Below are 20,488 nucleotides of genomic sequence, written 5' to 3' on the forward strand. Positions count from 1 at the left end.
GACGAGGTGAATGGGTCATTCACTGCATCGGCGCGGCCGGAAGTCTTGCCAGGCGAGTTGCTTCGGGTCGGTGCCGGCCGCTCCCAGCGGCAACCACCTTGCGGCGCGCGACCTCAACGGCAAGCGACCTGACGCGGATCGGCGGGATAGCGCAACGCGCTCCGGGCGAACGCGCCGGTCAGGTTGTCCCAGAAGCGGTTCGCGGTGAGCGGGGCCCGCACCGAATCGAGCATCTCGCGGATCTCGGCGCACTCCAGGGCGACTCGGGCGGCCGCGATCTGGTCGGCGGGGAGCGCACCTTCGCCCGCGCCGCCGCCGTCGGCGACGTTCCACGCCGGCGGCAGGTCCTTCTCGTGCCCGCTGCGCCGGGAACCGGCCGCCTCCGAGTGCGCGGCGAGCGGGCTGACCAGCCCGTACACGTCGTGCACCCGGACCTCCAGCGGAGCGACCATGCCGAGCGCGCCGATGCTGCCGACCACGAACGTGCCGTCCGGGGCCGCCGCGGGGTAGCGCAGCCACGAACCGCGTTGCGCGATCACCATCGAAGACGGCGCTTCTCGCAGCATCGCCTCCGCTTCGCGCAGCCCCATGGCGGTGGCGTAGTCATCGCCGTGCATGGGGTGCTCGCGCCCGCTCGCGGCCGACCAGTAACCGCGCTCGTCGGCGATCCCGGTCGCCGGGTCGTAGTGCCGCGCGTCGGCGTCGTAGGGCACGCGCAGCCAGATGCCGGCGACGAGCGCCCACCCGCCGACCGCGGCCACCAGGAGCGCGGTCCACCGCGTCACCGGGACCGCCATCACCGGGAGCAGCAGGGCGAAGAGCGCCGGCAGCAGCATCCGGCCGTGCATGAAGTCGCCGCCGATGCGGAGCACGTAGACCGCCATCACCAACCCGGCCAGCAGGGGGAAAGCGATCAGCACGAGAGTGACCCGGGTCCGGGGCAGGAGACGGGCGACCAGCACGAACACGCCGGCCAGGAGCAGCAGCGGCAGCCACAGGGTGTAGGGCGAGACCAGGTCGGCCAGGTAGCGCAGGCCCCGGTCCCAGTGCACCGCCGACGCCTCCTTGGCCACCGCGGTGTTCGGGGTGACCAAGCCGTAGTAGCCCATGCGGAAGACCTGGTAGGCCAGCGGCAGCGCACCGGCGACCGCGACCAGGCCCAGGGCGCGCAGCCAGCCGCGCCAGGCGACGAAGGACAACGCGGCGAACCCGAACGCGCTGAACAGCGCCAGGTCCGGCCGCACGAGCGGCCCCAGCCCGAGCGCGAGCGCCACCGGCCACGACCGCTCGGTGACACCGGTCGCCCGGCGCACGACGAGCCACCAGGAGCCACCCAGCCAGAGCGAGATCAAGCCGGTTTCCAGCCCGGAGGTCGCGAAGTCCAAGAACGGCGGAAGGGCGCACACCAGCAATGCCCCGGCGGGCAGCACGAGACCGGTCCCGGCCGGGCGGTGCAGGCGCCGCGCACCGGCCATGGCCAGCACCAACCCGCCGACCGCGCAGACCAGCCCGGTCACGACGGCCACCCACTCCAGCCCGGCCCCGGGGATCAGGCCGAACAGCCAGACGAGGAAGGTCCACAAGGTGCTGGTGTTCGCCTCGACGCGCTCCCCCGCGTTGAAGACGGCGCCATTGCCCTCGTAGAGGTGGCGGACGGTGCGCAGCACGATCAGGCCGTCGTCACTCATCCACCGGCGCTGCCAGGCGAGGTTCGCGAAGAGGAGCGCGGTGGCGCCCATGGCGGTCCAGGCCCACACGCCCGGTTTCCGGTACCAGGCCGGCACCTCGCCGGGTGTTCCGGGCAGCAGTGTCCGAGATTCCGTCACGCGGTCCTCCCCCTCGTGCGGCACCGCCGGCCGACACCCCCGGAACCTACTGCGAGCCCCCGGGTCGCCCCGACCCGGCCTGGCGCGAGCTCAGGCCGAGTGGTCGCGTGCGGACTCGGTCCGCTCGGCCGAGCCGAGGCGGCCCGAGGCCCACTCGGTCACCCGCCGAGCCACGTCCTGAGCCGTCAGCCCGATGCGCCCCAAAACCTCATCCCGGCTCCCCAGATCATGGAACGTCTGCGGCACCGCCAGGTCCCTCAGCGGGACGTCGCATTCCGCGTCGCGGAACATCGCCGCCAGCGCCGAACCGAACCCACCATGGCGCCCGCTGTCCTCGACGGTCACCACCAGCTTGTGCTGCGCAGCCAGCGCGACCAGCTCGGCCGGGACCGGCAGCACCCAGCGCGGGTCGACCACCGTCACGCCGATGCCCTGGTCCGCGAGCCGGTCGGCCGCTGCCAGGCCCAAGGTCGCGAACGGGCCCACCGTCACCAGCAGCACGTCGGCACCGTCGACAGGGCGGCGCAGCACGTCGACCGTGCCCAGCCGCTCCACCGCCGCGACGTCCGTGCCGACCTTGCCCTTCGAGAAGCGCAGCGCCGTCGGGCCGTCGGACACCGCCACGGCCTCGCGCAGCTCCTCGCGCAGCGTGCCCGGGTCGCGCGGAGCGGCCACCCGCATGCCCGGCACCATGCCCAGCAGCGACAGGTCCCACATGCCGTGGTGGCTGGGGCCGTCCGGCCCGGTGATGCCGGCGCGGTCCAGCACCAGCGTCACCGGCTGGCGGTGCAGCGCGACGTCCATCAGCACCTGGTCGAACGCGCGGTTCAGGAACGTCGAGTAGATCGCGACCACCGGGTGCAGCCCGCCCATCGCCAGCCCGGCGGCCGACGTGACCGCGTGCTGCTCGGCGATGCCGACGTCGTACCAGCGGTCGGGGAACGCCTCGGCGAACTTGTCGAGACCGGTCGAGCGCAGCATCGCCGCGGTGATCGCGACGACGTCCTCGCGCTCGGCGCCGATCTTCGCCAGCTCGTCGCCGAACACGCCGGTCCAGCTCGGGCCCTTCACCGGCGGCAGGCCGGTCTCCGGGTCGATCGGGTCGGTCTGGTGCATCTGGTCGTGCTCGTTGTTGACCGCGGGCGCGTAGCCGTGGCCCTTCTCGGTCACCACGTGCACGATCACCGCGCCGCCGAACGCCTTCGCGCTGTGCAGGGCCTTCTCCAGCGCCACCTGGTCGTGGCCGTCGACCGGGCCGAGGTACTTCAGGCCGAGGTCGGAGAACATCGCCTGCGGGCTCAGCGCGTCCTTCAGCCCGGCCTTCGCGGCGTGCAGCGCGGCGTAGATCGGCTTGCCGACGACCGGGGTGTGCCGGAGCAGCTCGCGGCCGCCGTCGAGCAGCCGCTCGTAGCCGGGCTGCAGGCGCAGCGCCGCGAGGTGGTCGGCGAGGCCGCCGATGGTCGGCGAGTAGGAGCGGCCGTTGTCGTTGATGACGATGACGACCGGGCGCTCGCGGTGGGCGGCGAGGTTGTTGAGCGCCTCCCAGCACATGCCGCCGGTGAGCGCGCCGTCGCCGACGACGGCGACCGCGTGCCGCTCGCCGCCGTCCAGGGCGAACGCCTTCGCCAAGCCGTCCACATAGGACAGCGCGGACGACGCGTGGCTGCTTTCGACCCAGTCGTGGTCACTCTCCGCGCGCGACGGGTAACCGGTGACGCCGCCGGTCTGGCGCAGCCGGTCGAAGCCGTCCGCGCGGCCGGTGACGATCTTGTGCACGTAGGCCTGGTGCCCGACGTCCCAGACGATCGCGTCGCGCGGCGAGTCGAACACGCGGTGCAGCGCGATGGTCAGCTCGACGACGCCGAGGTTCGGCCCCAGGTGCCCGCCGGCGCGGCGGACCTTGTCGACGAGGAAGTCCCGGATTTCGGCGGACAGTTCGCCGAGGTCCTCGACACTCATGCGCTTCAGGTCCGCCGGTCCGTTGACGGACTCCAGCAACGTCACTCGTCTCCACCTCACTTGGTCGGTACGCCCCGCGTCCGGCCAGTCTACGGAGGACGGCCACCGGCCTTCCGCCCGCCGCGTCCGGCGTCACAGGCGGAGCGCGATCACCCGTCATCTGCCGGGGTGAACCTCGTCTCCCCACCGTGCTGTGGCGGTCACGCGGCGTGGCCGCGAGAATGGGACGCATGGCGGACTTCTTCATCGGCGGCGAATGGGTGGACGCGCTCGGCGGCGGCCGGCGGGAGATCCGCTGCCCGGCCGACGGTTCCCTGGTCGCGACGGTCGCCGAGGGCACCGCCAAGGACACCGAAGCCGCCATCGCGGCGGCCCGCCGGGCGTTCGACACCGGCCCGTGGCCCGGCACGCCCGCGCACCTGCGCGGTGACCTGCTGCTGCGCACCGCGGACTTGCTGGACCGGGACGCGGAGGCGTTCGCCCGAGCCGAGTCGCTCGACACCGGCAAGCGCCTGGTCGAAAGCCGCTATGACATGGCCGACATCGCCGCCTGCCTGCGCTACTTCGGCAAGCTGGCGGCGCAGGACGCGGGCCGCGTCGTCGACACCGGCAACCCGGACGCCTTCAGCCGGATCGTGCACGAACCGGTCGGCGTCTGCGGGCTGATCACGCCGTGGAACTACCCGCTGCTGCAGACCGTGTGGAAGATCGCGCCGGCGCTGGCCGCGGGCAACACGTTCGTGCTCAAGCCCAGCGAGCTGACGCCGCACACCTCGATCCTGTTCCTGAAGCTGCTCACCGAGGCGGGCCTGCCGCCCGGCGTCGCCAACCTGGTGCTCGGGGCCGGCGCAAAGGTCGGCGCGCCGCTGGCCGAGCACCCGGACGTCGACCTCGTGTCGTTCACCGGGGGTCTCGCGACCGGCCGGGTCATTGCCGCCGCCGCGGCCGCGACGGTCAAGAAAGTGGCCCTGGAGCTGGGCGGGAAGAACCCGAATGTGGTCTTCGCCGACGCCGACTTCGAGACGGCGGTCGACTACGCGCTGACGGCGGTGTTCCTGCACTCCGGCCAGGTGTGCTCGGCGGGCGCGCGGCTGATCGTGCAACGGGAGTGGCACGACGAGTTCGTCGCCGAGCTGGTGCGCCGGGCCGAGCGGATCCGCCTGGGCGGGCCGTTCGACGAGCGCGCCGAGACGGGACCGCTGATCTCGGCGGCGCACCGGGCGAAGATCGAGCGGTACGTGGCGGCGGCGCTGGCCGAGGGAGCGGTGCTGCGGACCGGCGGGCGGCGCCCCGACGATCCTTCCTTGGCGGAGGGCTTCTACTACCTGCCCACCATCCTCGACCAGGTGAAACAGGGTTCGTCGGCGGTCGTCGACGAGTCGTTCGGGCCGGTGCTGACGGTCGAGACGTTCACCGACGAGGACGACGCCGTCCGCATCGCCAACGACACCCACTACGGCCTGGCCGGGGCGGTGTTCACGAACGACGCTTCGCGGGCGCAGCGCGTGGCCGGGCGGCTGCGCCACGGCACGATCTGGATCAACGACTTCCACCCGTACCTGCCGCAGGCCGAGTGGGGCGGCTACAAGCAGTCCGGGTTCGGCCGCGAGCTGGGCCCGACGGGGCTCGGCGAGTACACCGAGGTCAAGCACATCTACCAGAACCTGCGGCCGGCGCCGCAGCGCTGGTTCGCCGGCTGAGCGGGTCCCTCGATCGAGATCCACCGAACGGCCCAGCGCGCGAAACGTGCTCGGAAAGCCGTTTCCCGCGCCTTATGCTGCCTCCACCGCGACCCAGGGAGGCCGGAGTGGACCAGCAGCGACCGGGGAAGCGGCTCCGCGGCCCGCGCGCCGCGGCGGTGGGGATCGCGGGGGTCGGCGTGATCGCGGGACTGACCTTGCGCACGGCGGACTACCCCGGGTTGCTGCCGCCGGGGACGCCGGATCCGGAGCTGGACCTGGGACTGCGCCTGGTCTGCGCGGCGGCGGTGCTGATCGCGGGCACGCTGGCGTACCTGACGTTCGCCCGCCGCCAGGACGAGCCGCTGGCGATGGCCTCCCTCCCGGGTCTGGTCGTGACGGGCGTGGTCCTGCGGCACCTGGTGGTGACGCTCCCGGGCGTGACGAGAATCCAGCCGGCGGCGCGGGTGGTGCCGGGCGCGGGGTCCTGGGTGCTGCTGGCGTCCGGAGTGGCGATGACGGCGGCCGGTTTGGCGGCGGCGTTCGCGGTGCGCCGGGCCGTGTGAGCGTTCACGCCTTCCTCGAGGCGAGCACACCCGCGACCGACCTGGCGGCAGCCTTCGCAGCGCACCGGGCCTGAGCGACAGCCCGCCGCCCGCGCTCCCCTCGACACGAGCCTCGCCCGCGGCCGACTGTAGGCCGCCTTGGCGGCACGCGAGAACCCCGCTGCGTGATCACGTCGCCGCGCAGCACCCGGACCTCGGCGCCACCGAAGTCAGGGTGCGCCCGCGCTCCCTCGAAACAAGCCACCCGCCCGCCGGCAGGTGCCCGCCTTCGCGGTGCGCGGGAGTTTTTCGCGCGGCGCCGGCTAGCCGTTCACCGCCTTCCGGCCGAGGAACGCCGCCAGCCGGTCCGCCGCCGTCGCCCCTGGACGCGCCTCCACCTCCGGCCCGAACGGGCCGCCCGGAGGCCGGGCCGCCGACCCGAACCGGGACCGCCACTGCTCCAGCGCCCCCTCCGCCAGGTCCGGCAGCAGATCGGTCGAAGCACCGGTCGCGTCCGCGAGGTCCCAGCCGTGGGCCAGGTACTCGTTCACGCGCATGTGGACCAGGAACACGCCCGGCAGCTCCCCCAGCGGTGTCGTCACCTTCCGCGAGAACAGCCCCGGCTCGGCCAGCACCGCCCGCGCCGCCGCGACCGACGCAACGAATGCAGCTGCCGGCGAAGCACCCAGGTAGTCACCGTCCGGAGCCGGTGGCCCCGAACCCGCCCAGAACGCCACTTTCGCGTTGCCGTGCGCGAGGTGGTTGACGACCGCGCGGACGTCCCAGTCCGCGCACGCCGTCGGCAGTGTCCACTGCGCACGGCCGATCGCCGAAACCAGGCCGGTCACCGTCGAAGCCGCGCGATCGAAATCGTCGAGAGGAGTCATGCCCGCAGTGTGACGGCCACCACCGACAAAAACTCAGGACAGCAGCGCCACGCACTCCACGTGGTGGGTCATCGGGAACGCGTCGAACGCCCTCAGGTCCGTCAGGCCGTAGCCGTGCGAAGCGAAGGTCGCCAGGTCGCGGGCCAGTGCCGCCGGGTCGCACGCCACGTAGACGATCCGATCGGGTGAACCCGCCACGATCGACTCCACCACCGCCTTGCCCGCGCCCTTGCGCGGCGGGTCCAGCACCACGACGTCCACCGGCTTCGCGGCCGATTCCAGCAGGTGCTCGACGCGCCCGGCCCGCCAGGACACCTGCGGCAGGTCGGCCAGGTTCTTCTCCCCGTCGGCGACCGCGCGCCGGCCGGACTCGATCGCCAGCACCCGGCCCGACGAGCCGACCTGCGAAGCCAGCACCGACGCGAACAGCCCGACCCCGGCGTAGAGGTCCCAGGCCGATCCGCCCACGGGCGCCTCCGCCCACTCGGCCACGACGGCGGCCAGCGTCGACGCCGCCGCCGGGTGGACCTGCCAGAAGCCGTGCGCGTCGAGGTGCCAGTCGCGGCCCGCCGCGTGCTGGACCGCCACCCCGCCCGCCAGCTGCCGGGCGCGGACCTTGCCGCGGACCGTCGACAGCTCGCGCACGTGGACACCGCCGTCGCCGTCGCTGGTCACCTCGATCTCGCTGCCCGGCCGCCAGCGCCGCGCCAGGACGTCGTCGAGCGCGCCCGGGACCGCGATCGGGCAGTCTTCGAGGGCCACCACGCGGTGGCTGTGGTGGGCGCGCAGGCCCGCGCGCCCGTCGCGGTCGGCGACCAGCCGGACGCGGCTGCGCCAGTCGAGCGGACCGCCTTCGAGGGCTTCCACGACGACCTCGCGCTCGATGCCGGCCAGCCGCTGGAGCTGCTCCGCCACGACGGCGGCCTTCAAGTCACGTTGGTACGAAGGGGAAGCGTGCTGCCAGTCGCAGCCGCCGCAGCCACCCGGGACCGCGAGCGGGCACGGCGGTTCGACCCGGAACTCCGAAGCCGAAAGCACCTCGATCGCGTCGCCGCGGCAGAACGAACCGCCGTTGTCCTCGGTGACCTCGACGCGCACCCGCTCGCCCGGCAGCGCGTGCCGGACGAACACCACGCGGCCTTCGGCGCGTGCGACGCAGTGGCCGCCGTGCGCCACCGCGCCGACCTCCACCTCGAGAACCCGGCCCAGCCAGCTGGTCATTCGGCGGGCTCCTTGGGTTTGGGGGTGACGATGGGTTTTCCGTTGGGTGAGAAGCCGCGGCGGACGTCACCGGCCGCCGGGCGCTCGTTGCGGACGCGCGCGGCCGCCTTCGCCGAGGACTCCAGCTGCCACGGCACGCTCGCCACGATCACGCCGGACTGGAACAGCAGGCGGCCCTTGAGCCGCAGCGCGCTCTGGTTGTGCAGCACCTGCTCCCACCAGTGCCCGACCACGTACTCCGGGATGAACACCGTGACCACGTTGCGCGGGTTGTCCCCGCGCACGCGCTTCACGTAGTCCAGCACGGGTTTCGTGATCTCGCGGTAGGGCGACTCGACGACCTTGAGCGGCACCTTGAAGTTGTGCGCGTCCCATTCGGCGGTCAACCGGCGCGTGTCGGCGTCGTCCACGTTGACCGTCACGGCTTCGAGGACGTCCGGGCGCATCGCCTTGGCGTAGGCCAGCGCGCGCAGCGTCGGCCGGTGCAGTTTGGACACCAGCACGATCGCGTGGTTGCGCGACGGCAGCACGGTCGGGGTGTCGCCGAGGTCCTTCAGCTCGTCGGCGACGCGGTCGTAGTGCTTCCGGATCGCCGTCATCAGGATGAAGATCGCCACCATCGCCGCGATCGCGATCCACGCGCCCAGCAGGAACTTGGTGATGAGCACGATCACCAGCACGACGCCGGTCATGGTGAGGCCGACCGCGTTGACCGTCTGCGAGCGCCGCATCCGCCGCCGCACGCCGGGGTCGGTTTCCTTGGCCAGCAACCGGTTCCAGTGCCGGATCATGCCGGCCTGGCTCACCGTGAACGACACGAACACGCCCACGATGTAGAGCTGGATGAGGCGGGTCACCTCGGCGTCGAACGCGATGATCAGCACCAGCGCGAAGGCCGAGAGGAACAGGATCCCGTTGGAGAACGCCAGCCGGTCGCCGCGCGTGTGCAGCTGCCGCGGCAGGTAGCGGTCCTGCGCCAGGATCGAGCCCAGCACCGGGAAACCGTTGAACGCGGTGTTCGCGGCCAGCAGCAGGATGATGCCGGTGGAGAAGGAGATGTAGTAGAACGCCGGCGGGAAGTCGGCGAACACCGCGTGCGCGATCTGCGCGACGATCGTCTTCTGCTCGTAGCCGGCCGGCGCGCCGGCGAGCTGCTCCGCCGGGTCCTCGGCGAACTTGACGTCGGTGATCGTGGCCAGCGTGATGATGCCGACCAGCATGGTCACCGCGAGCAGGCCCATCATCAGCAGCGTGGTGGCCGCGTTCTTCGACTTGGGTTTCTGGAACGCCGGGACGCCGTTGCTGATCGCCTCGACCCCGGTCAGCGCCGCCGCGCCGGAGGAGAACGCCCGCAGCACCAGGAACGCGTACGCGACGCCCGCGAAGGTCCCCTCGGCGTTCAAGGTGAACCCGGCGCTTTCGGCCTTCATCTCGGTGCCGGTGGCGGCTTGCACCAGACCCCACACGACCATGACCAGAATGCCCAGGATGAACCCGTACGTCGGGATCGCGAAGGCCTTCCCCGACTCCCGGATGCCGCGCAGGTTCAGTGACGTCAGCACGACCACGATGACGATCGAGGCCAGCACCTTGTGCTGCGCCACCCACGGCACCGCCGACCCGATGTTGGCCACACCGGACGAAGTGGACACCGCGACCGTCAGCACGTAGTCGACGAGCAGCGCGCTCGCCACGGTCAGCCCGAACTTCCCGCCCAGGTTCGTGTTGGCGACCTCGTAGTCGCCGCCGCCGCTCGGGTACGCGTGCACGTTCTGCCGGTAGGACGCGACGACGACCAGCATGACCAGGGCGACCATGATGCCGATCCACGGCGCCAGCGCGTAGGCGGACAGGCCCGCGACGCTCAGTGTCAGGAAGATCTCTTCGGGTGCGTACGCCACGCTCGAGAGCGCGTCGGACGCGAAGATGGGCAGCGCGATGCGCTTGGGGAGGAGCGTGTGAGCGAGCCTGTCACTGCGGAACGGACGTCCGAGGACCAGGCGTTTCAGCACGGTCGGGAACTTCGACACCACCGGACAGTACAGCGGAGCGGAGCTCCTCGGTTGAGGGTGGTGGTGGGGAGGAAGGCGGAGACCGCAGCGGCGCACGGTAGGTTCGGCGCTGGCATGTCGGGGTAGGTACGGACGGGTTTACCGCCGAAGAGGAGGCAGGGCGTGCACGTGGTGATCATGGGATGCGGCCGGGTAGGCGCGTCCCTGGCCGCTGCGCTGGAGCGGCTCGGCCACGAGGTGGCCGTCATCGACAAGAGCCAGCAGGCGTTCCGCCGGCTCGGCAGCGACTTCCACGGCCAGCAGGTCGTCGGGGTCGGGTTCGACCGCAAGGTGCTGATCGAAGCGGGCATCGAGCGGGCCGGCGCGTTCGCCGCGGTGTCCAGCGGCGACAACTCGAACATCATCTCCGCGCGGGTCGCCCGCGAGAACTTCGGCATCGAACACGTCGTCGCGCGGATCTACGACCACAAGCGCGCGGCCGTGTACGAGCGGCTGGGGATCCCGACGGTGGCGACCGTGCCGTGGACCACCGACCGGTTCCTGCGCACGCTCCTGCCGGACGGCGTCGCGTCGGCGTGGCGGGACCCGTCGGGCAACATCGCGCTGCTGCAGCTGCCGCTGCACGAGGGCTGGGTCGGGCACTCCGTCCGGTCGCTGCAGGAGGCGTCCGGCGCGCGGGTGGCGTTCATCATGCGCTTCGGCACGCCGGTGCTGCCGGACGGCAAGACGATGGTGCAGGACGGCGACGACGTGTGGGTGGCGGCGCGCTCCGGCACGGTCAGCGACGTGACGAGTGTGGCCAACCGCGAACCGGAGGACGAGGCATGAGGGTCGCGATCGCCGGCGCGGGCGCGGTGGGGCGCTCCATCGCCAGCGAGCTGATCGACGGCAGGCACCAGGTGATGCTCATCGAACGGGAGGCCGACCAGTTCGAGCCGCAGACCGTCGAGCAGGCCGACTGGGTGCTGGGCGACGCCTGCGAGGTGTCGATCCTGGAGGAGTCCGGGATCGAACAGTGCGACGTCGTCATCGCCGCCACCGGCGACGACAAGGCGAACCTCGTCGTGTCGCTGCTGGCCAAGACGGAGTTCGCCGTCCGGCGCGTGGTGGCGCGGGTGAACAACCCGGCCAACGAGTGGCTGTTCACCGAGGCCTGGGGCGTCGACGTCGCCGTGTCGACCCCGCGGATGCTCGCGGCGATGGTCGAGGAGGCGGTCAGCGTCGGCGACCTGGTGCGGCTGATGACGTTCCGGCAGAGCAACGCGAACCTCGTCGAGCTGACGCTGCCCGCGGAGACCCCGCTGGCCGGCAAGCCGGTGAGCGAGCTGACGCTGCCGAGGGACGCGGCTTTGGTGACGATCCTGCGGGGCGACCGCGTGATCGTGCCGCAGCCGGAGGACCCCCTGGAGCCGGGCGACGAGCTGTTGTTCGTCGCGACGGCGGACGTAGAGCCGGAGATCCGGACGGCTTTGGGGTACTGAGTTCACGGAGAAGGCCCCGGCAGCTGCTGCCGGGGCCTTCTTCGTGATCGAAACTGTCGGTGCCGGCCGGTAATGTAAAAACCGGGGGTCCCCCCACGCGCGCGGGTTGTGTCGCTTCGCGAGCAGCGCGCCGGCCCCGGAGCGGAACCGTCAGGCTTCGGGGGCCTGGGCGTACTTCTCGCGCAGCCGGGCTTCGACCTCGGCGTCGGTCTCCGGCTTCGGCTCGTCCTCCGCCTGCGCCTTGAGCCGCTTGTCCGACCGGCGCACCGCCCAGACCACCACCAGCAGGCCCAGCGCGTACAGCGGGTACCCCATCGCGATCTTCGCGAAGGCCAGCCAGCCGGTGTAGTCCTCCTGGTAGAGCCACCGCTGGACGACGAACCGGGCCGCGAACACGGCCGCCAGGGCCAGCGTCGCGATGTCGTAGGCGTAGCGGGACGGCTTGTCCTTGCGCCACGCCTGCCCGGTGCCGTTCAGCACGTTCCAGACGACGCCCGCGATCGGCCACCGCACGACCACCGACAGCACGAAGATGCCGCAGTAGACGAGGCTCGCGTAGATCCCGAAGAGGAAGAACCCCTTCGCGGACCCGGTGCGGTAGGCGATGAACGCGGCGATCGCGACGCCGAAGAAACCGGAGATCGCCGGCTGCAGGGGCTCCTTGCGGACCACCCGCAGCACGGTGATGGCCACCGCGCTGCCCACCGACGTCCAGATGGCGGCGGTCAGGCCGAAGAAGGCGTTCGCCAGGACGAAGACGATCACCGGCACCGACGAGTAGATCAGGCCGGACACGCCGCCCATCTGCTCGAGCAGGGTCGGCTGCGGTTCTTCTTCCGCGTCGGTCTTCTTCTCGCTCGGGGCGGGTTCAGTCACGATGGGTGATCAACTCACTGGGCTCTGGAGCTCGTAATAGGGGTTGTACAGCACCTTCTGGCCGTCACGCTCGGCCATCCGGCCGCGCACCTTGATCGTCCGGCCAGGCTCGATGCCCGGGATCCGGCGGCGGCCGAGCCAGATTAGCGTCACGCCCTGTGTCCCGTCGAACAGCTCCGCCTCCAGCGTGGCGGCCTCGTTCGTCGGGCAGAGCTCCACGCTGCGGAGTCTCCCCATCACGGTGACCTCTTCGCCGGAACGGCAGTCGCAGGCCCGCTGGGCGCCCTCGGCGCCGGACCTCATCGACATCTCATCGGCGTCGAGCTCGTCGACGTCGCTGGTCAGCTTGCGTACCAACCGGCTGAAGTAGCCGCCGTCTTTGGCGGACATAGGTGCTCCTGTGCTCCGGGGCCCCGACAAACTGCTTGCGGCCCGTGCGATTCCAGCGTACTGCGGTCCCCGCCAGGGAAACGCCTTTGCGCAAAGATCGCAACGTGACGTCCGCGATCAGAGTTCCCCCGGCGGTGCTGCTGCCCGGCACCGGCTCGGACGAGGTGTTCGTCCGGGCGGTCTTCGCCGGCCCGCTGCGCGCCCTCGGTGTCCCGCTCATCGCCCCACCGCCGCCGCCCGGTGCGGCCCTGGCGGACGGCTACCTGGCGACGCTGGACGCGCTGGCGGACGAACACGGCGAACTGCTCGTAGGCGGCATTTCGTTCGGCGCCCACCTCGCCGCGGAGTGGGCCGTGGCCAATCCGGGCCGTTGCGGGGGCCTGCTGGCCGCGCTCCCGGCCTGGAACGGCCATCCGGGCCAGGCACCCGCATCGCTGGCCGCGACGCTGTCCGCGGATCTGGTGGCCGATTCCGGCGTCGACGCCGCCCTGGCGCAGACGGCGGGCAGCCCGGACTGGCTGCGCGCGGAACTGGACCGGGCGTGGCGCCGCCACGGCGACGGGCTGGCGGCCGGCCTGCGCGTCGCCGCGGGCCGCCCGTCCCCGGCGCTGGCCGAGCTGGCGGGGCTGGCCGTCCCGGCCGGGGTCGGCACGTGCACCGACGACCCGATCCACCCGACGAAAGTCGCGGCGGAGTGGGCTCGCGCGCTCCCCCGCGCTTCGCTCGGCGAGACGACGCTCACGGCGCTGGGCGCGGATCGCGAGTCCCTCGGCCGGGCGACCGTGCTCGCCTTCCTCCGGGCCCGGAGCCGCTGAAGGCCACCTTGAGAGCGCTAGGTGCCCTCAAGGTGGCCTTCAGAGGCTTGAGCGTCAGCCCTGCTGCTGCTGGGCCGCGATGTGCTCGGCGACGGCCTCGGGCAGCGTGATGGTGAGCGGGGTGCGGACCGGCATCGGCGCGTCGCCGCGGTCGACGATCGTGCGCCGCACGATCCCGCGCAGCACCTCCACCGCCGCCGCGGCCTCCGACTGCGGCCCGGCGATGACGCCGCGCAGCATCCAGCGCGGCCGGTCGACGCCGACGAAGCGCAGCGAGACGTCGCCGACGATGGCCGAGATCTCCAGGCCCCACACGCCGCGGCCGATGTTGACCTTGGCGCCGTCGGCCCGCAGCTGCTCGGCGAGCTCGGTGCTCACCTCGCGCCAGAGGCCGCCCGAGCGCGGCGCGGCGTAGGCGCTGACCGTGATCTGGCCCTGCTCGGTGACGACGTGCACGGCGCGCACGCCGCCGGTCTCGGGGTCCATCTCGACCTGGACCTGGGATCCGTCGGGCACCGGCACCTTCACCGAGCCGAGGTCGATCCGCGGGACGCCGTCGTCCTCGAAGTCCGCGACGTCGAACGGGCCGTCGGAGACGTCCGACAGCTCGTCGTCCTCGTCGTACGCGTCGTCCTCGATCGTGTCGTCGGCCTCGGGCGCGCCGTGCCTTCCGCCGGACCCGCCCTCGGTCCGCCGCTTGCGTCCGAAAATCCCCACTACTTCTCCGTTCCTTCCCCAGCCACGGCGCTCGCGGCGAGCGCGTCTGCTCCCAGTGTGGCGTGTCCACCCGTCGAGCCGTAGCCTCCGTCGCCCCGTTCGGTGGCGTCGAGCTCGGCGACCTCGACGAATTCGGCGTGTTCGACCCGTTGCACGACCAGCTGGGCGATGCGGTCGCCGCGCGCGAGCTTCACCGGGTGCACCGGGTCGTGGTTGATCAGGCAGACCTTGATCTCCCCGCGGTAGCCCGCGTCGATCGTGCCCGGTGTGTTCACCACCGAGAGGCCGACCCGGGCGGCCAGGCCCGACCGCGGGTGGACGAACCCCGCGTACCCGGGCGGGAGGGCGATCGCGACGCCGGTGCCGACGACGCCGCGTTCCCCGGGTTTCAGGACGATATCCGAGGTCGTGACGAGATCGGCGCCCGCGTCGCCCGGCCGGGCGTAGGCGGGCAGCGGGACATCCGGGTCGAGCCGGGAGAGGAGTACCTGAACGCTGGACACGGGCGGCGAGATTACTCTCTACCCGTGGGTGAATCTGCGAAGACGGCCGCGAGTGCCGCGGTCCGGCATTCCGAACGGCTGTACGTGCCGTGGTGGGGCTGGCCGCTGCCGGTGCTGGGCGCGGTCCTGCTCGCGGCCGAGGTCGACATGGGCTACCCGGGCATCCGGGCGTGGCTGCCGTACGTGATCGCGCTGCCGGTCGTCGTCGGGCTGATGCTGTCGCTCGGCCGCTCGAAGGTCCGCGTCACCGGCGGTGACGAGCCGGAGCTGTGGGTGGGCGACGCGCACCTGCCGCTGCGCTACGCCGGCCAGGTCGAGATCTTCGACAAGGACGCCAAGCGCAAGGCGCTGGGCCGCGACGGCGACCCCGCCGCCTACGTGCTGCACCGCGGCTGGGTCGGCCCGGTCGTGCGCGTCACGCTCACCGATCCGGCCGACCCGACGCCGTACTGGCTGTTCAGCACCCGGCGCCCCGAGCGCGTCGCCGAGCTGATCAAGGGCGCCTGACCCGAGACATGGGAAGGGGGCCGGCCTGCCGGCCGGCCCCCTTTGTCCCCAGCGCGCTTCGAGCCTGCCCCTTACTGCCCTCGAGGCTCTCCGTCGCGTCTGTTCGTCCCCGTGATCCTGTGCCGAGATCCCGCGCGGTCAGGCGCAGTCGCGGCAGATCAGGCGTCCGCCGCTCTCCTCGGCCAGCCGGCTGCGGTGGTGCACCAGGAAGCACACGGAGCAGGTGAACTCATCCGCCTGCTTCGGCACCACCTTCACGGTCATGTCCTCCCCGGAAAGCCCGGAAAGGTCGGCACCCGGCAGCTCGAAGTTCTCGGCGGTCGCGTCCTCGTCGACGTCGACGACGCCGGACTGGTTCTCGTTCCGCCGGGCCTTGAGCTCCTCCAACGAGTCTTCGGCCAGCTCGTCGGCTTCGCTGCGGCGCGGAGCGTCGTAGTCGGTAGCCATGTGTCCCTCACCCCTGCGATCAGCTTGTGTAGTCGTTTTCCCGGACCCCCGGGTGCGCCCGTGAGTCCGCCGTGCCGCTGGTCAACGTTCCAGGGCCGCTGTTTGTGCCCGACGGCCGAAGTGACCGAGGTCTCTTCTTTATGCGCCTCTTCCTGCGGCCGGAGCCCGCGAAGGGTAGCTCACGCCCGCGACGGTTCTGCAACGAGTCAGACATTGCCCGGCAATCGTCACCCGACAGGGGGAACCCGCAGGTAAGACGCGTTGTCGTCCGTTCGGGTTGCGCGCGGGTGGAGAACTTCACCGGCGACCCGTGTCCGCTTGCCCCGTCCGACCCCGCCGTGGTGCGATCGCCGCACGGGGATCGGTCGCGGGCGGGGTTCGGCGACGACCGGCTCGGCGGGGAATCCGGCGGGGTGACCCGGGACGCCGGGTGCCCGGCGCGGCGCCTAGGCTGATCGGCCACGACGGTGCCGGGTTCGCACGGTCGGTACGGATGTTCGGGAAGGGACGGGCGGGTGGCGTCGGGGAACGGCATCGGGGACCGTGGGACGCGGCCGTATCGCAGGCACAAGCCGCTGCCGGCGCTGATCGTCATCGGAGTGCTCGCGCTCGGCGCGATCGTCGTCTGGATCAACGCGGCCGTCGGCAAGGGCGACGTCGACGAGGCCGTCAAGTGCGACCCGGCCGCGAGCCCGCCGCCGGGGGTCACGTTCAGCACCCTCCCCCACAACGCCCTGGACGACCGCGCGCCGGTGCCGCCGGACAAGGTCGCCGTGAAGGTGCTCAACGCCTCCGGCACCCGCGGCCAGGGCGGCATCACCACCACGTCGCTGAAGGAGCTGGGCTTCACCGGCGTCGGCGAGCCGGCCAACGACCCCGCCTACGAGGGCCGTGAGGCCAAGTGCCGCGGCCAGATCCGCTTCGGCGAGAACGGCGTCACCGCGGCGAGGACGATCAGCCTGGTCGTGCCGTGCGCCGAGCTGGTCCAGGACAACCGCAAGGACGCGAGCGTCGACCTGGTCACGGGCACCCTCTTCGGGGACCTACGGCCCCGCGCGGAGGCCCGCCAGATCCTCACGCAGCTCGCCGACTGGTCCAAGGCCCACCAGGGCGGCGGCTCGAACGAGCAGTCCACGGACGCGAAGGCCCCGGTCATCGACCAGACGCTGCTGGCCTCGGCCCGCGACGTCGCCTGCTGACGGCGCACCACGACCGGCAACCCGCGCGCGTGGGGGCGCCCCCGTTTTCCACGCTACCGGCAGGCACCGACAGTTTCGGCCGCTCGAAGTCTTGAACGACTCATTCAGGACGTCCGGCGCCCCTGAATGAGTCATTCAAGACCGCTCAGACCTCCGCCGCGCCGCAGTCGGCGATGACCTTCCGCAGCGGGCCGGCGATGGACGGCGCAGCGCTGTACGTGGCGTCCGCGCCCAGTTCCGGCGCCGATCCCGGCAGGTGCACCTCCGCGCCCGCCTCCGCCGCGATCAGGGCCCCTGCGGCCCAGTCCCAGCGGTGCAGCCCGTGCTCCACGTACGCGTCGAGCCAGCCCGCCGCCACCGCGCACAGGTCGAGTGACGCCGCGCCGTTGCGCCGGATGTCCCGGACCCGGCCCAGCAGCTCCGCCGCGAAGCGCGACTGCCGCGTCCGCCGCTCCGCCGAGTACGCGAACCCGGTCCCGACGAGCGTCAGCTCCAGCCGCGTAGGCGCCGACACCGCCAGCCGGCGGCCGTCCAGGAACGCGCCCTGCCCGCGCGCGGCCGACCAGACGCGGCCGCTCGCCGGCTCCACCACCGCGCCGGCCACCGACTCGCCGCCGACCTGCGCCGCCACCGACACCGCGAACCACGGCAGCCCGTAGAGGAAGTTGACCGTCCCGTCGATCGGGTCGACGACCCAGGTCACGCCGTCGCCGGCGGTGCCACCGCCCTCTTCGCCCAGCACCGGCTCCCCCGGCCGCAGCGAAGCCAGCCGCGCGCGCACGAGCCGCTCCGACTCGTGGTCCACCGCGGTCACGACGTCGGTGTCCGCGGATTTCGTGCCCACGGCCACCGACCGGCCGCCCGCCATCCCCTCCCAGGCCTCGCGGACCAGCTCGGCGGCATCCGTCGCGACCTGCACCGCGACGCTTTTCAGCAACGACTCGTCAACTCCCACGTCCGACATGTCACCACATCCGGTTAAAGTCTCCGAGGCAGGCTTCTGAATCGTGCGAGAAGGGACCACGTCCGTGGTGGAGGCGACCCGCCGAGGTTTCGGCATCGACATCGGCGGCAGCGGGATCAAGGGCGCCTTGGTCGACCTGGACAAGGGGCAGCTCATCGGCGACCGCATCCGGATCGAGACGCCGAAGCCGTCCACGCCGTCGGCGGTCGCGGACGTCGTCGCCGAGATCGTGACGCAGGCGGGCTGGGACGGCCCGGTCGGCGTGACGCTCCCGGCGGTGGTCAAGAAGGGCGTCGCGCACACCGCGGCGAACATCGACAAGCAGTGGATCGGCACCGACGCCGACGCCCTCTTCGCCAAGCGCCTCGGCCGCGGCGTCGACCAGGTCGCGATGCTCAACGACGCCGACGCGGCGGGCATGGCGGAGATCCGCTTCGGCGACCCCGTCGCGCGCAAGGGCGTCACCGCCCTGCTCACCTTCGGCACCGGCATCGGCAGCGCGGTGTTCCAGGACGGCAAGCTCGTCCCGAACACCGAGTTCGGCCACCTGGAGATCGACGGCCACGACGCGGAGAAGCGCGCGGCCGCTTCGGTGAAGGACAACGAGGGCCTGTCGTACCCCGAATGGTCCAAGCGCGTGCACCGTTATCTGACCGTGCTCGAAAACCTGATCTGGCCCGATCTGTTCATCGTCGGCGGCGGGGTCAGCAAGAAGGCCGAGAAATGGGTGCCGCTGCTCGACATCCGCACGCCGGTGCTGGTCGCGACGCTGCAGAACAACGCGGGGATCGTGGGTGCCGCGGCGGCCGCGAGCGAGGGCATCCAGCACTAGATCCGGAGCCGATCTCCGGCGCCGGAGCGGGCCGGAGGGTGATCGCTTCGCGACGCATGCGCGTACCGTCGTTACAATGGAACACGGCCCACGGCTGCGGAGGCTAAAACCGCAGGCCGAGGCGTGATCCCCCGAATGTGAGGCAGCAGTGGCACCCGTGCCGTTGCTCGTCATGATCGACCGCTGCGAAAGGGCGTAAGTGGCAGCCGCAAGAACCGCAACCCGAGGCGGGACGAAGACCGCGACCGCAGCCGGCGAGCCGGCCGAAGAGGCAGCCACCGGGACGGCGAAGCCTGCGGCCCGCAAGACCACCACCGCGAAGAAGGCTCCGGCCAAGAAGGCTCCGGCGAAGAAGCCCGCGACCAAGGGCGCGAAGACCGAAGACGGCGAGCCGGACGGTCCCGTCGAGATCGACGAAGCCGAACTCGACACGCCCGACCTGTCGGACCTGGAAGAGGTCGAGGTCGACGTCGTCGACGAGACGGTCACCGACGAGCCGGACGCCGCTGAAGAAGACGATGACGACGACGAGTCGGACGAGGAGACCCCGGCGCAGCGCCGCCGTGGTGCCGCGGCCGACAAGGCGGCGGCCGCGAAGAGCTCCGACAACCCGGACTTCGTCTGGGACGAGGAGGAGTCCGAGGCGCTGCGTCAGGCGCGCAAGGACGCCGAGCTCACCGCGTCGGCCGACTCCGTGCGTGCCTACCTCAAGCAGATCGGCAAGGTCGCGCTGCTGAACGCGGAGGAGGAGGTGGAGCTGGCCAAGCGGATCGAGGCCGGGCTCTACGCCGCCGAGCGCGTGCGCACCGCCGAGGAGGAGGGCGAGAAGCTCGTCACCCAGATGCGCCGCGATCTCAAGTGGATCGTGCGTGACGGCGAGCGCGCCAAGAACCACCTGCTGGAGGCGAACCTCCGGCTCGTGGTGTCGCTGGCCAAGCGCTACACCGGCCGCGGCATGGCGTTCCTGGACCTGATCCAGGAGGGCAACCTCGGCCTGATCCGCGCGGTGGAGAAGTTCGACTACACCAAGGGCTACAAGTTCTCGACGTACGCCACGTGGTGGATCCGCCAGGCGATCACCCGCGCGATGGCCGACCAGGCCCGCACCATCCGCATCCCGGTGCACATGGTCGAGGTCATCAACAAGCTCGGCCGCATACAGCGCGAACTGCTCCAGGACCTCGGCCGCGAGCCGACCCCGGAAGAGCTCGCCAAGGAAATGGACATCTCCCCGGAGAAGGTCCTGGAGATCCAGCAGTACGCGCGTGAGCCGATCTCGCTCGACCAGACGATCGGCGACGAGGGCGACTCGCAGCTCGGCGACTTCATCGAGGACTCCGAAGCGGTCGTCGCGGTGGACGCGGTGTCGTTCACGCTGCTGCAGGATCAGCTCCAGTCGGTGCTGCAGACGCTGTCCGAGCGCGAGGCGGGCGTGGTCCGGCTGCGCTTCGGCCTCACGGACGGCCAGCCGCGCACGCTCGACGAGATCGGCCAGGTGTACGGGGTGACCCGGGAGCGCATCCGGCAGATCGAGTCGAAGACGATGTCGAAGCTGCGCCACCCGTCGCGGTCCCAGGTCCTGCGCGACTACCTGGACTGAGTTTCCTTCGGTACCAACGGAAGAACCC

Annotated in this window: 19 protein-coding genes and 1 pseudogene; 9 read left to right on the forward strand and 11 right to left on the reverse strand. The window is 71.7% G+C overall.

Translation table 11 applies throughout. The annotated features are described in order from the left end of the window. Nucleotides 1-113 precede the first annotated feature (113 nt). Both AB0M83_RS20385 and dxs read right to left on the reverse strand, forming a co-directional pair. Nucleotides 114-1,826: a hypothetical protein gene (locus AB0M83_RS20385; protein WP_364519157.1), complete on the reverse strand. Its 1,713-nt coding sequence runs from the start codon at nucleotides 1,824-1,826 to the stop codon at nucleotides 114-116. Between the two features lie 90 nt (nucleotides 1,827-1,916). After that, on the reverse strand, nucleotides 1,917-3,830 hold the full coding sequence (gene dxs / locus AB0M83_RS20390) for a 1-deoxy-D-xylulose-5-phosphate synthase (RefSeq protein ID WP_364519159.1): 1,914 nt from the start codon (nucleotides 3,828-3,830) through the stop codon (nucleotides 1,917-1,919). Nucleotides 3,831-4,015: 185 nt separating this feature from the next. Here dxs and AB0M83_RS20395 point away from each other — a divergent pair, with 185 nt between their 5' ends. Together AB0M83_RS20395 and AB0M83_RS20400 are read left to right on the forward strand one after the other, a co-directional pair. Further along, nucleotides 4,016-5,485, forward strand: a complete 1,470-nt coding sequence (locus AB0M83_RS20395) for an aldehyde dehydrogenase family protein (protein ID WP_364519161.1) — start codon at nucleotides 4,016-4,018, stop codon at nucleotides 5,483-5,485. A 107-nt stretch (nucleotides 5,486-5,592) separates the two neighbouring features. Then, a complete protein-coding gene (locus AB0M83_RS20400; RefSeq protein ID WP_364519163.1) occupies nucleotides 5,593-6,030 on the forward strand; it encodes a hypothetical protein in 438 nt (145 codons plus the stop codon). A 302-nt stretch (nucleotides 6,031-6,332) separates the two neighbouring features. Here the strand turns inward: AB0M83_RS20400 and AB0M83_RS20405 are convergent, their stop codons facing one another. The 3 genes from AB0M83_RS20405 to AB0M83_RS20415 are packed head-to-tail and all read right to left on the reverse strand — an operon-like array spanning nucleotide 6,333 to nucleotide 10,147. Beyond that, nucleotides 6,333-6,896: a TIGR03086 family metal-binding protein gene (locus AB0M83_RS20405; RefSeq protein WP_364519165.1), complete on the reverse strand. Its 564-nt coding sequence runs from the start codon at nucleotides 6,894-6,896 to the stop codon at nucleotides 6,333-6,335. 33 nt (nucleotides 6,897-6,929) lie between these two features. Next, complete coding sequence (locus AB0M83_RS20410) at nucleotides 6,930-8,117, reverse strand: TRAM domain-containing protein (RefSeq protein ID WP_364519167.1); 1,188 nt, start codon at nucleotides 8,115-8,117, stop codon at nucleotides 6,930-6,932. Continuing rightward, complete coding sequence (locus tag AB0M83_RS20415; RefSeq protein ID WP_364519169.1) at nucleotides 8,114-10,147, reverse strand: APC family permease; 2,034 nt, start codon at nucleotides 10,145-10,147, stop codon at nucleotides 8,114-8,116. The genes AB0M83_RS20410 and AB0M83_RS20415 overlap by 4 nt, the downstream gene beginning before the upstream one ends. A gap of 135 nt (nucleotides 10,148-10,282) precedes the next feature. Between AB0M83_RS20415 and AB0M83_RS20420 the strand changes: the two are divergent. Then, a pseudogene (locus AB0M83_RS20420) lies at nucleotides 10,283-10,957 on the forward strand (TrkA family potassium uptake protein); the annotation flags it as partial. Next, complete coding sequence (locus AB0M83_RS20425; protein WP_364519171.1) at nucleotides 10,954-11,610, forward strand: TrkA family potassium uptake protein; 657 nt, start codon at nucleotides 10,954-10,956, stop codon at nucleotides 11,608-11,610. The pseudogene AB0M83_RS20420 and the gene AB0M83_RS20425, both read left to right, overlap by 4 nt. A gap of 150 nt (nucleotides 11,611-11,760) precedes the next feature. Here the strand turns inward: AB0M83_RS20425 and AB0M83_RS20430 are convergent, their stop codons facing one another. Both AB0M83_RS20430 and AB0M83_RS20435 read right to left on the reverse strand, forming a co-directional pair. Beyond that, nucleotides 11,761-12,486 (reverse strand): DUF3159 domain-containing protein, encoded by a 726-nt coding sequence (locus AB0M83_RS20430; protein WP_364519173.1) that lies wholly within the window; start codon nucleotides 12,484-12,486, stop codon nucleotides 11,761-11,763. A gap of 9 nt (nucleotides 12,487-12,495) precedes the next feature. After that, entirely contained in the window at nucleotides 12,496-12,876 is a 381-nt protein-coding gene (locus tag AB0M83_RS20435; RefSeq protein WP_072480405.1) for an OB-fold nucleic acid binding domain-containing protein, read from the reverse strand. Nucleotides 12,877-13,010: 134 nt separating this feature from the next. On the opposite strand from AB0M83_RS20435, the gene AB0M83_RS20440 reads away from it, so the two are divergent. Then, nucleotides 13,011-13,691, forward strand: coding sequence for an alpha/beta hydrolase (locus AB0M83_RS20440; protein WP_364519264.1), 681 nt, complete (start codon nucleotides 13,011-13,013; stop codon nucleotides 13,689-13,691). A gap of 54 nt (nucleotides 13,692-13,745) precedes the next feature. On the opposite strand, the gene AB0M83_RS20445 is transcribed toward AB0M83_RS20440, so the two are convergent. Both AB0M83_RS20445 and dut read right to left on the reverse strand, forming a co-directional pair. Next, entirely contained in the window at nucleotides 13,746-14,408 is a 663-nt protein-coding gene (locus AB0M83_RS20445) for a DUF3710 domain-containing protein (protein WP_364519175.1), read from the reverse strand. Next, nucleotides 14,408-14,911 carry a dUTP diphosphatase gene (gene dut / locus AB0M83_RS20450; protein WP_364519177.1) on the reverse strand — a complete coding sequence of 168 codons (504 nt, stop codon included), beginning with the start codon at nucleotides 14,909-14,911 and terminating at the stop codon, nucleotides 14,408-14,410. The genes AB0M83_RS20445 and dut overlap by 1 nt, the downstream gene beginning before the upstream one ends. A 24-nt stretch (nucleotides 14,912-14,935) precedes the next feature. On the opposite strand from dut, the gene AB0M83_RS20455 reads away from it, so the two are divergent. Beyond that, on the forward strand, nucleotides 14,936-15,418 hold the full coding sequence (locus AB0M83_RS20455; protein WP_364519179.1) for a DUF3093 domain-containing protein: 483 nt from the start codon (nucleotides 14,936-14,938) through the stop codon (nucleotides 15,416-15,418). 138 nt (nucleotides 15,419-15,556) lie between these two features. Here AB0M83_RS20455 and AB0M83_RS20460 read toward each other — a convergent pair whose 3' ends face one another. Then, entirely contained in the window at nucleotides 15,557-15,865 is a 309-nt protein-coding gene (locus AB0M83_RS20460) for a DUF4193 domain-containing protein (RefSeq protein ID WP_086676737.1), read from the reverse strand. Nucleotides 15,866-16,380: 515 nt separating this feature from the next. Between AB0M83_RS20460 and cei the strand changes: the two genes are divergently transcribed. After that, entirely contained in the window at nucleotides 16,381-17,064 is a 684-nt protein-coding gene (gene cei, locus AB0M83_RS20465) for an envelope integrity protein Cei (protein WP_364519181.1), read from the forward strand. A gap of 145 nt (nucleotides 17,065-17,209) precedes the next feature. Here the strand turns inward: cei and AB0M83_RS20470 are convergent, their stop codons facing one another. After that, nucleotides 17,210-18,028, reverse strand: a complete 819-nt coding sequence (locus tag AB0M83_RS20470; protein ID WP_364519183.1) for an inositol monophosphatase family protein — start codon at nucleotides 18,026-18,028, stop codon at nucleotides 17,210-17,212. A gap of 67 nt (nucleotides 18,029-18,095) precedes the next feature. Here AB0M83_RS20470 and ppgK point away from each other — a divergent pair, with 67 nt between their 5' ends. Both ppgK and AB0M83_RS20480 read left to right on the forward strand, forming a co-directional pair. Continuing rightward, the gene (ppgK, locus tag AB0M83_RS20475) at nucleotides 18,096-18,860 is read left to right on the forward strand and encodes a polyphosphate--glucose phosphotransferase (protein ID WP_364519266.1); all 765 of its coding nucleotides are present in this window, start codon (nucleotides 18,096-18,098) and stop codon (nucleotides 18,858-18,860) included. A 199-nt stretch (nucleotides 18,861-19,059) separates the two neighbouring features. Then, nucleotides 19,060-20,460: an RNA polymerase sigma factor gene (locus AB0M83_RS20480; RefSeq protein WP_364519185.1), complete on the forward strand. Its 1,401-nt coding sequence runs from the start codon at nucleotides 19,060-19,062 to the stop codon at nucleotides 20,458-20,460. Nucleotides 20,461-20,488 lie beyond the last annotated feature (28 nt).

This window comes from Amycolatopsis sp. NPDC051106, assembly GCF_040682775.1.
Classification (GTDB): Bacteria; Actinomycetota; Actinomycetes; order Mycobacteriales; family Pseudonocardiaceae; genus Amycolatopsis.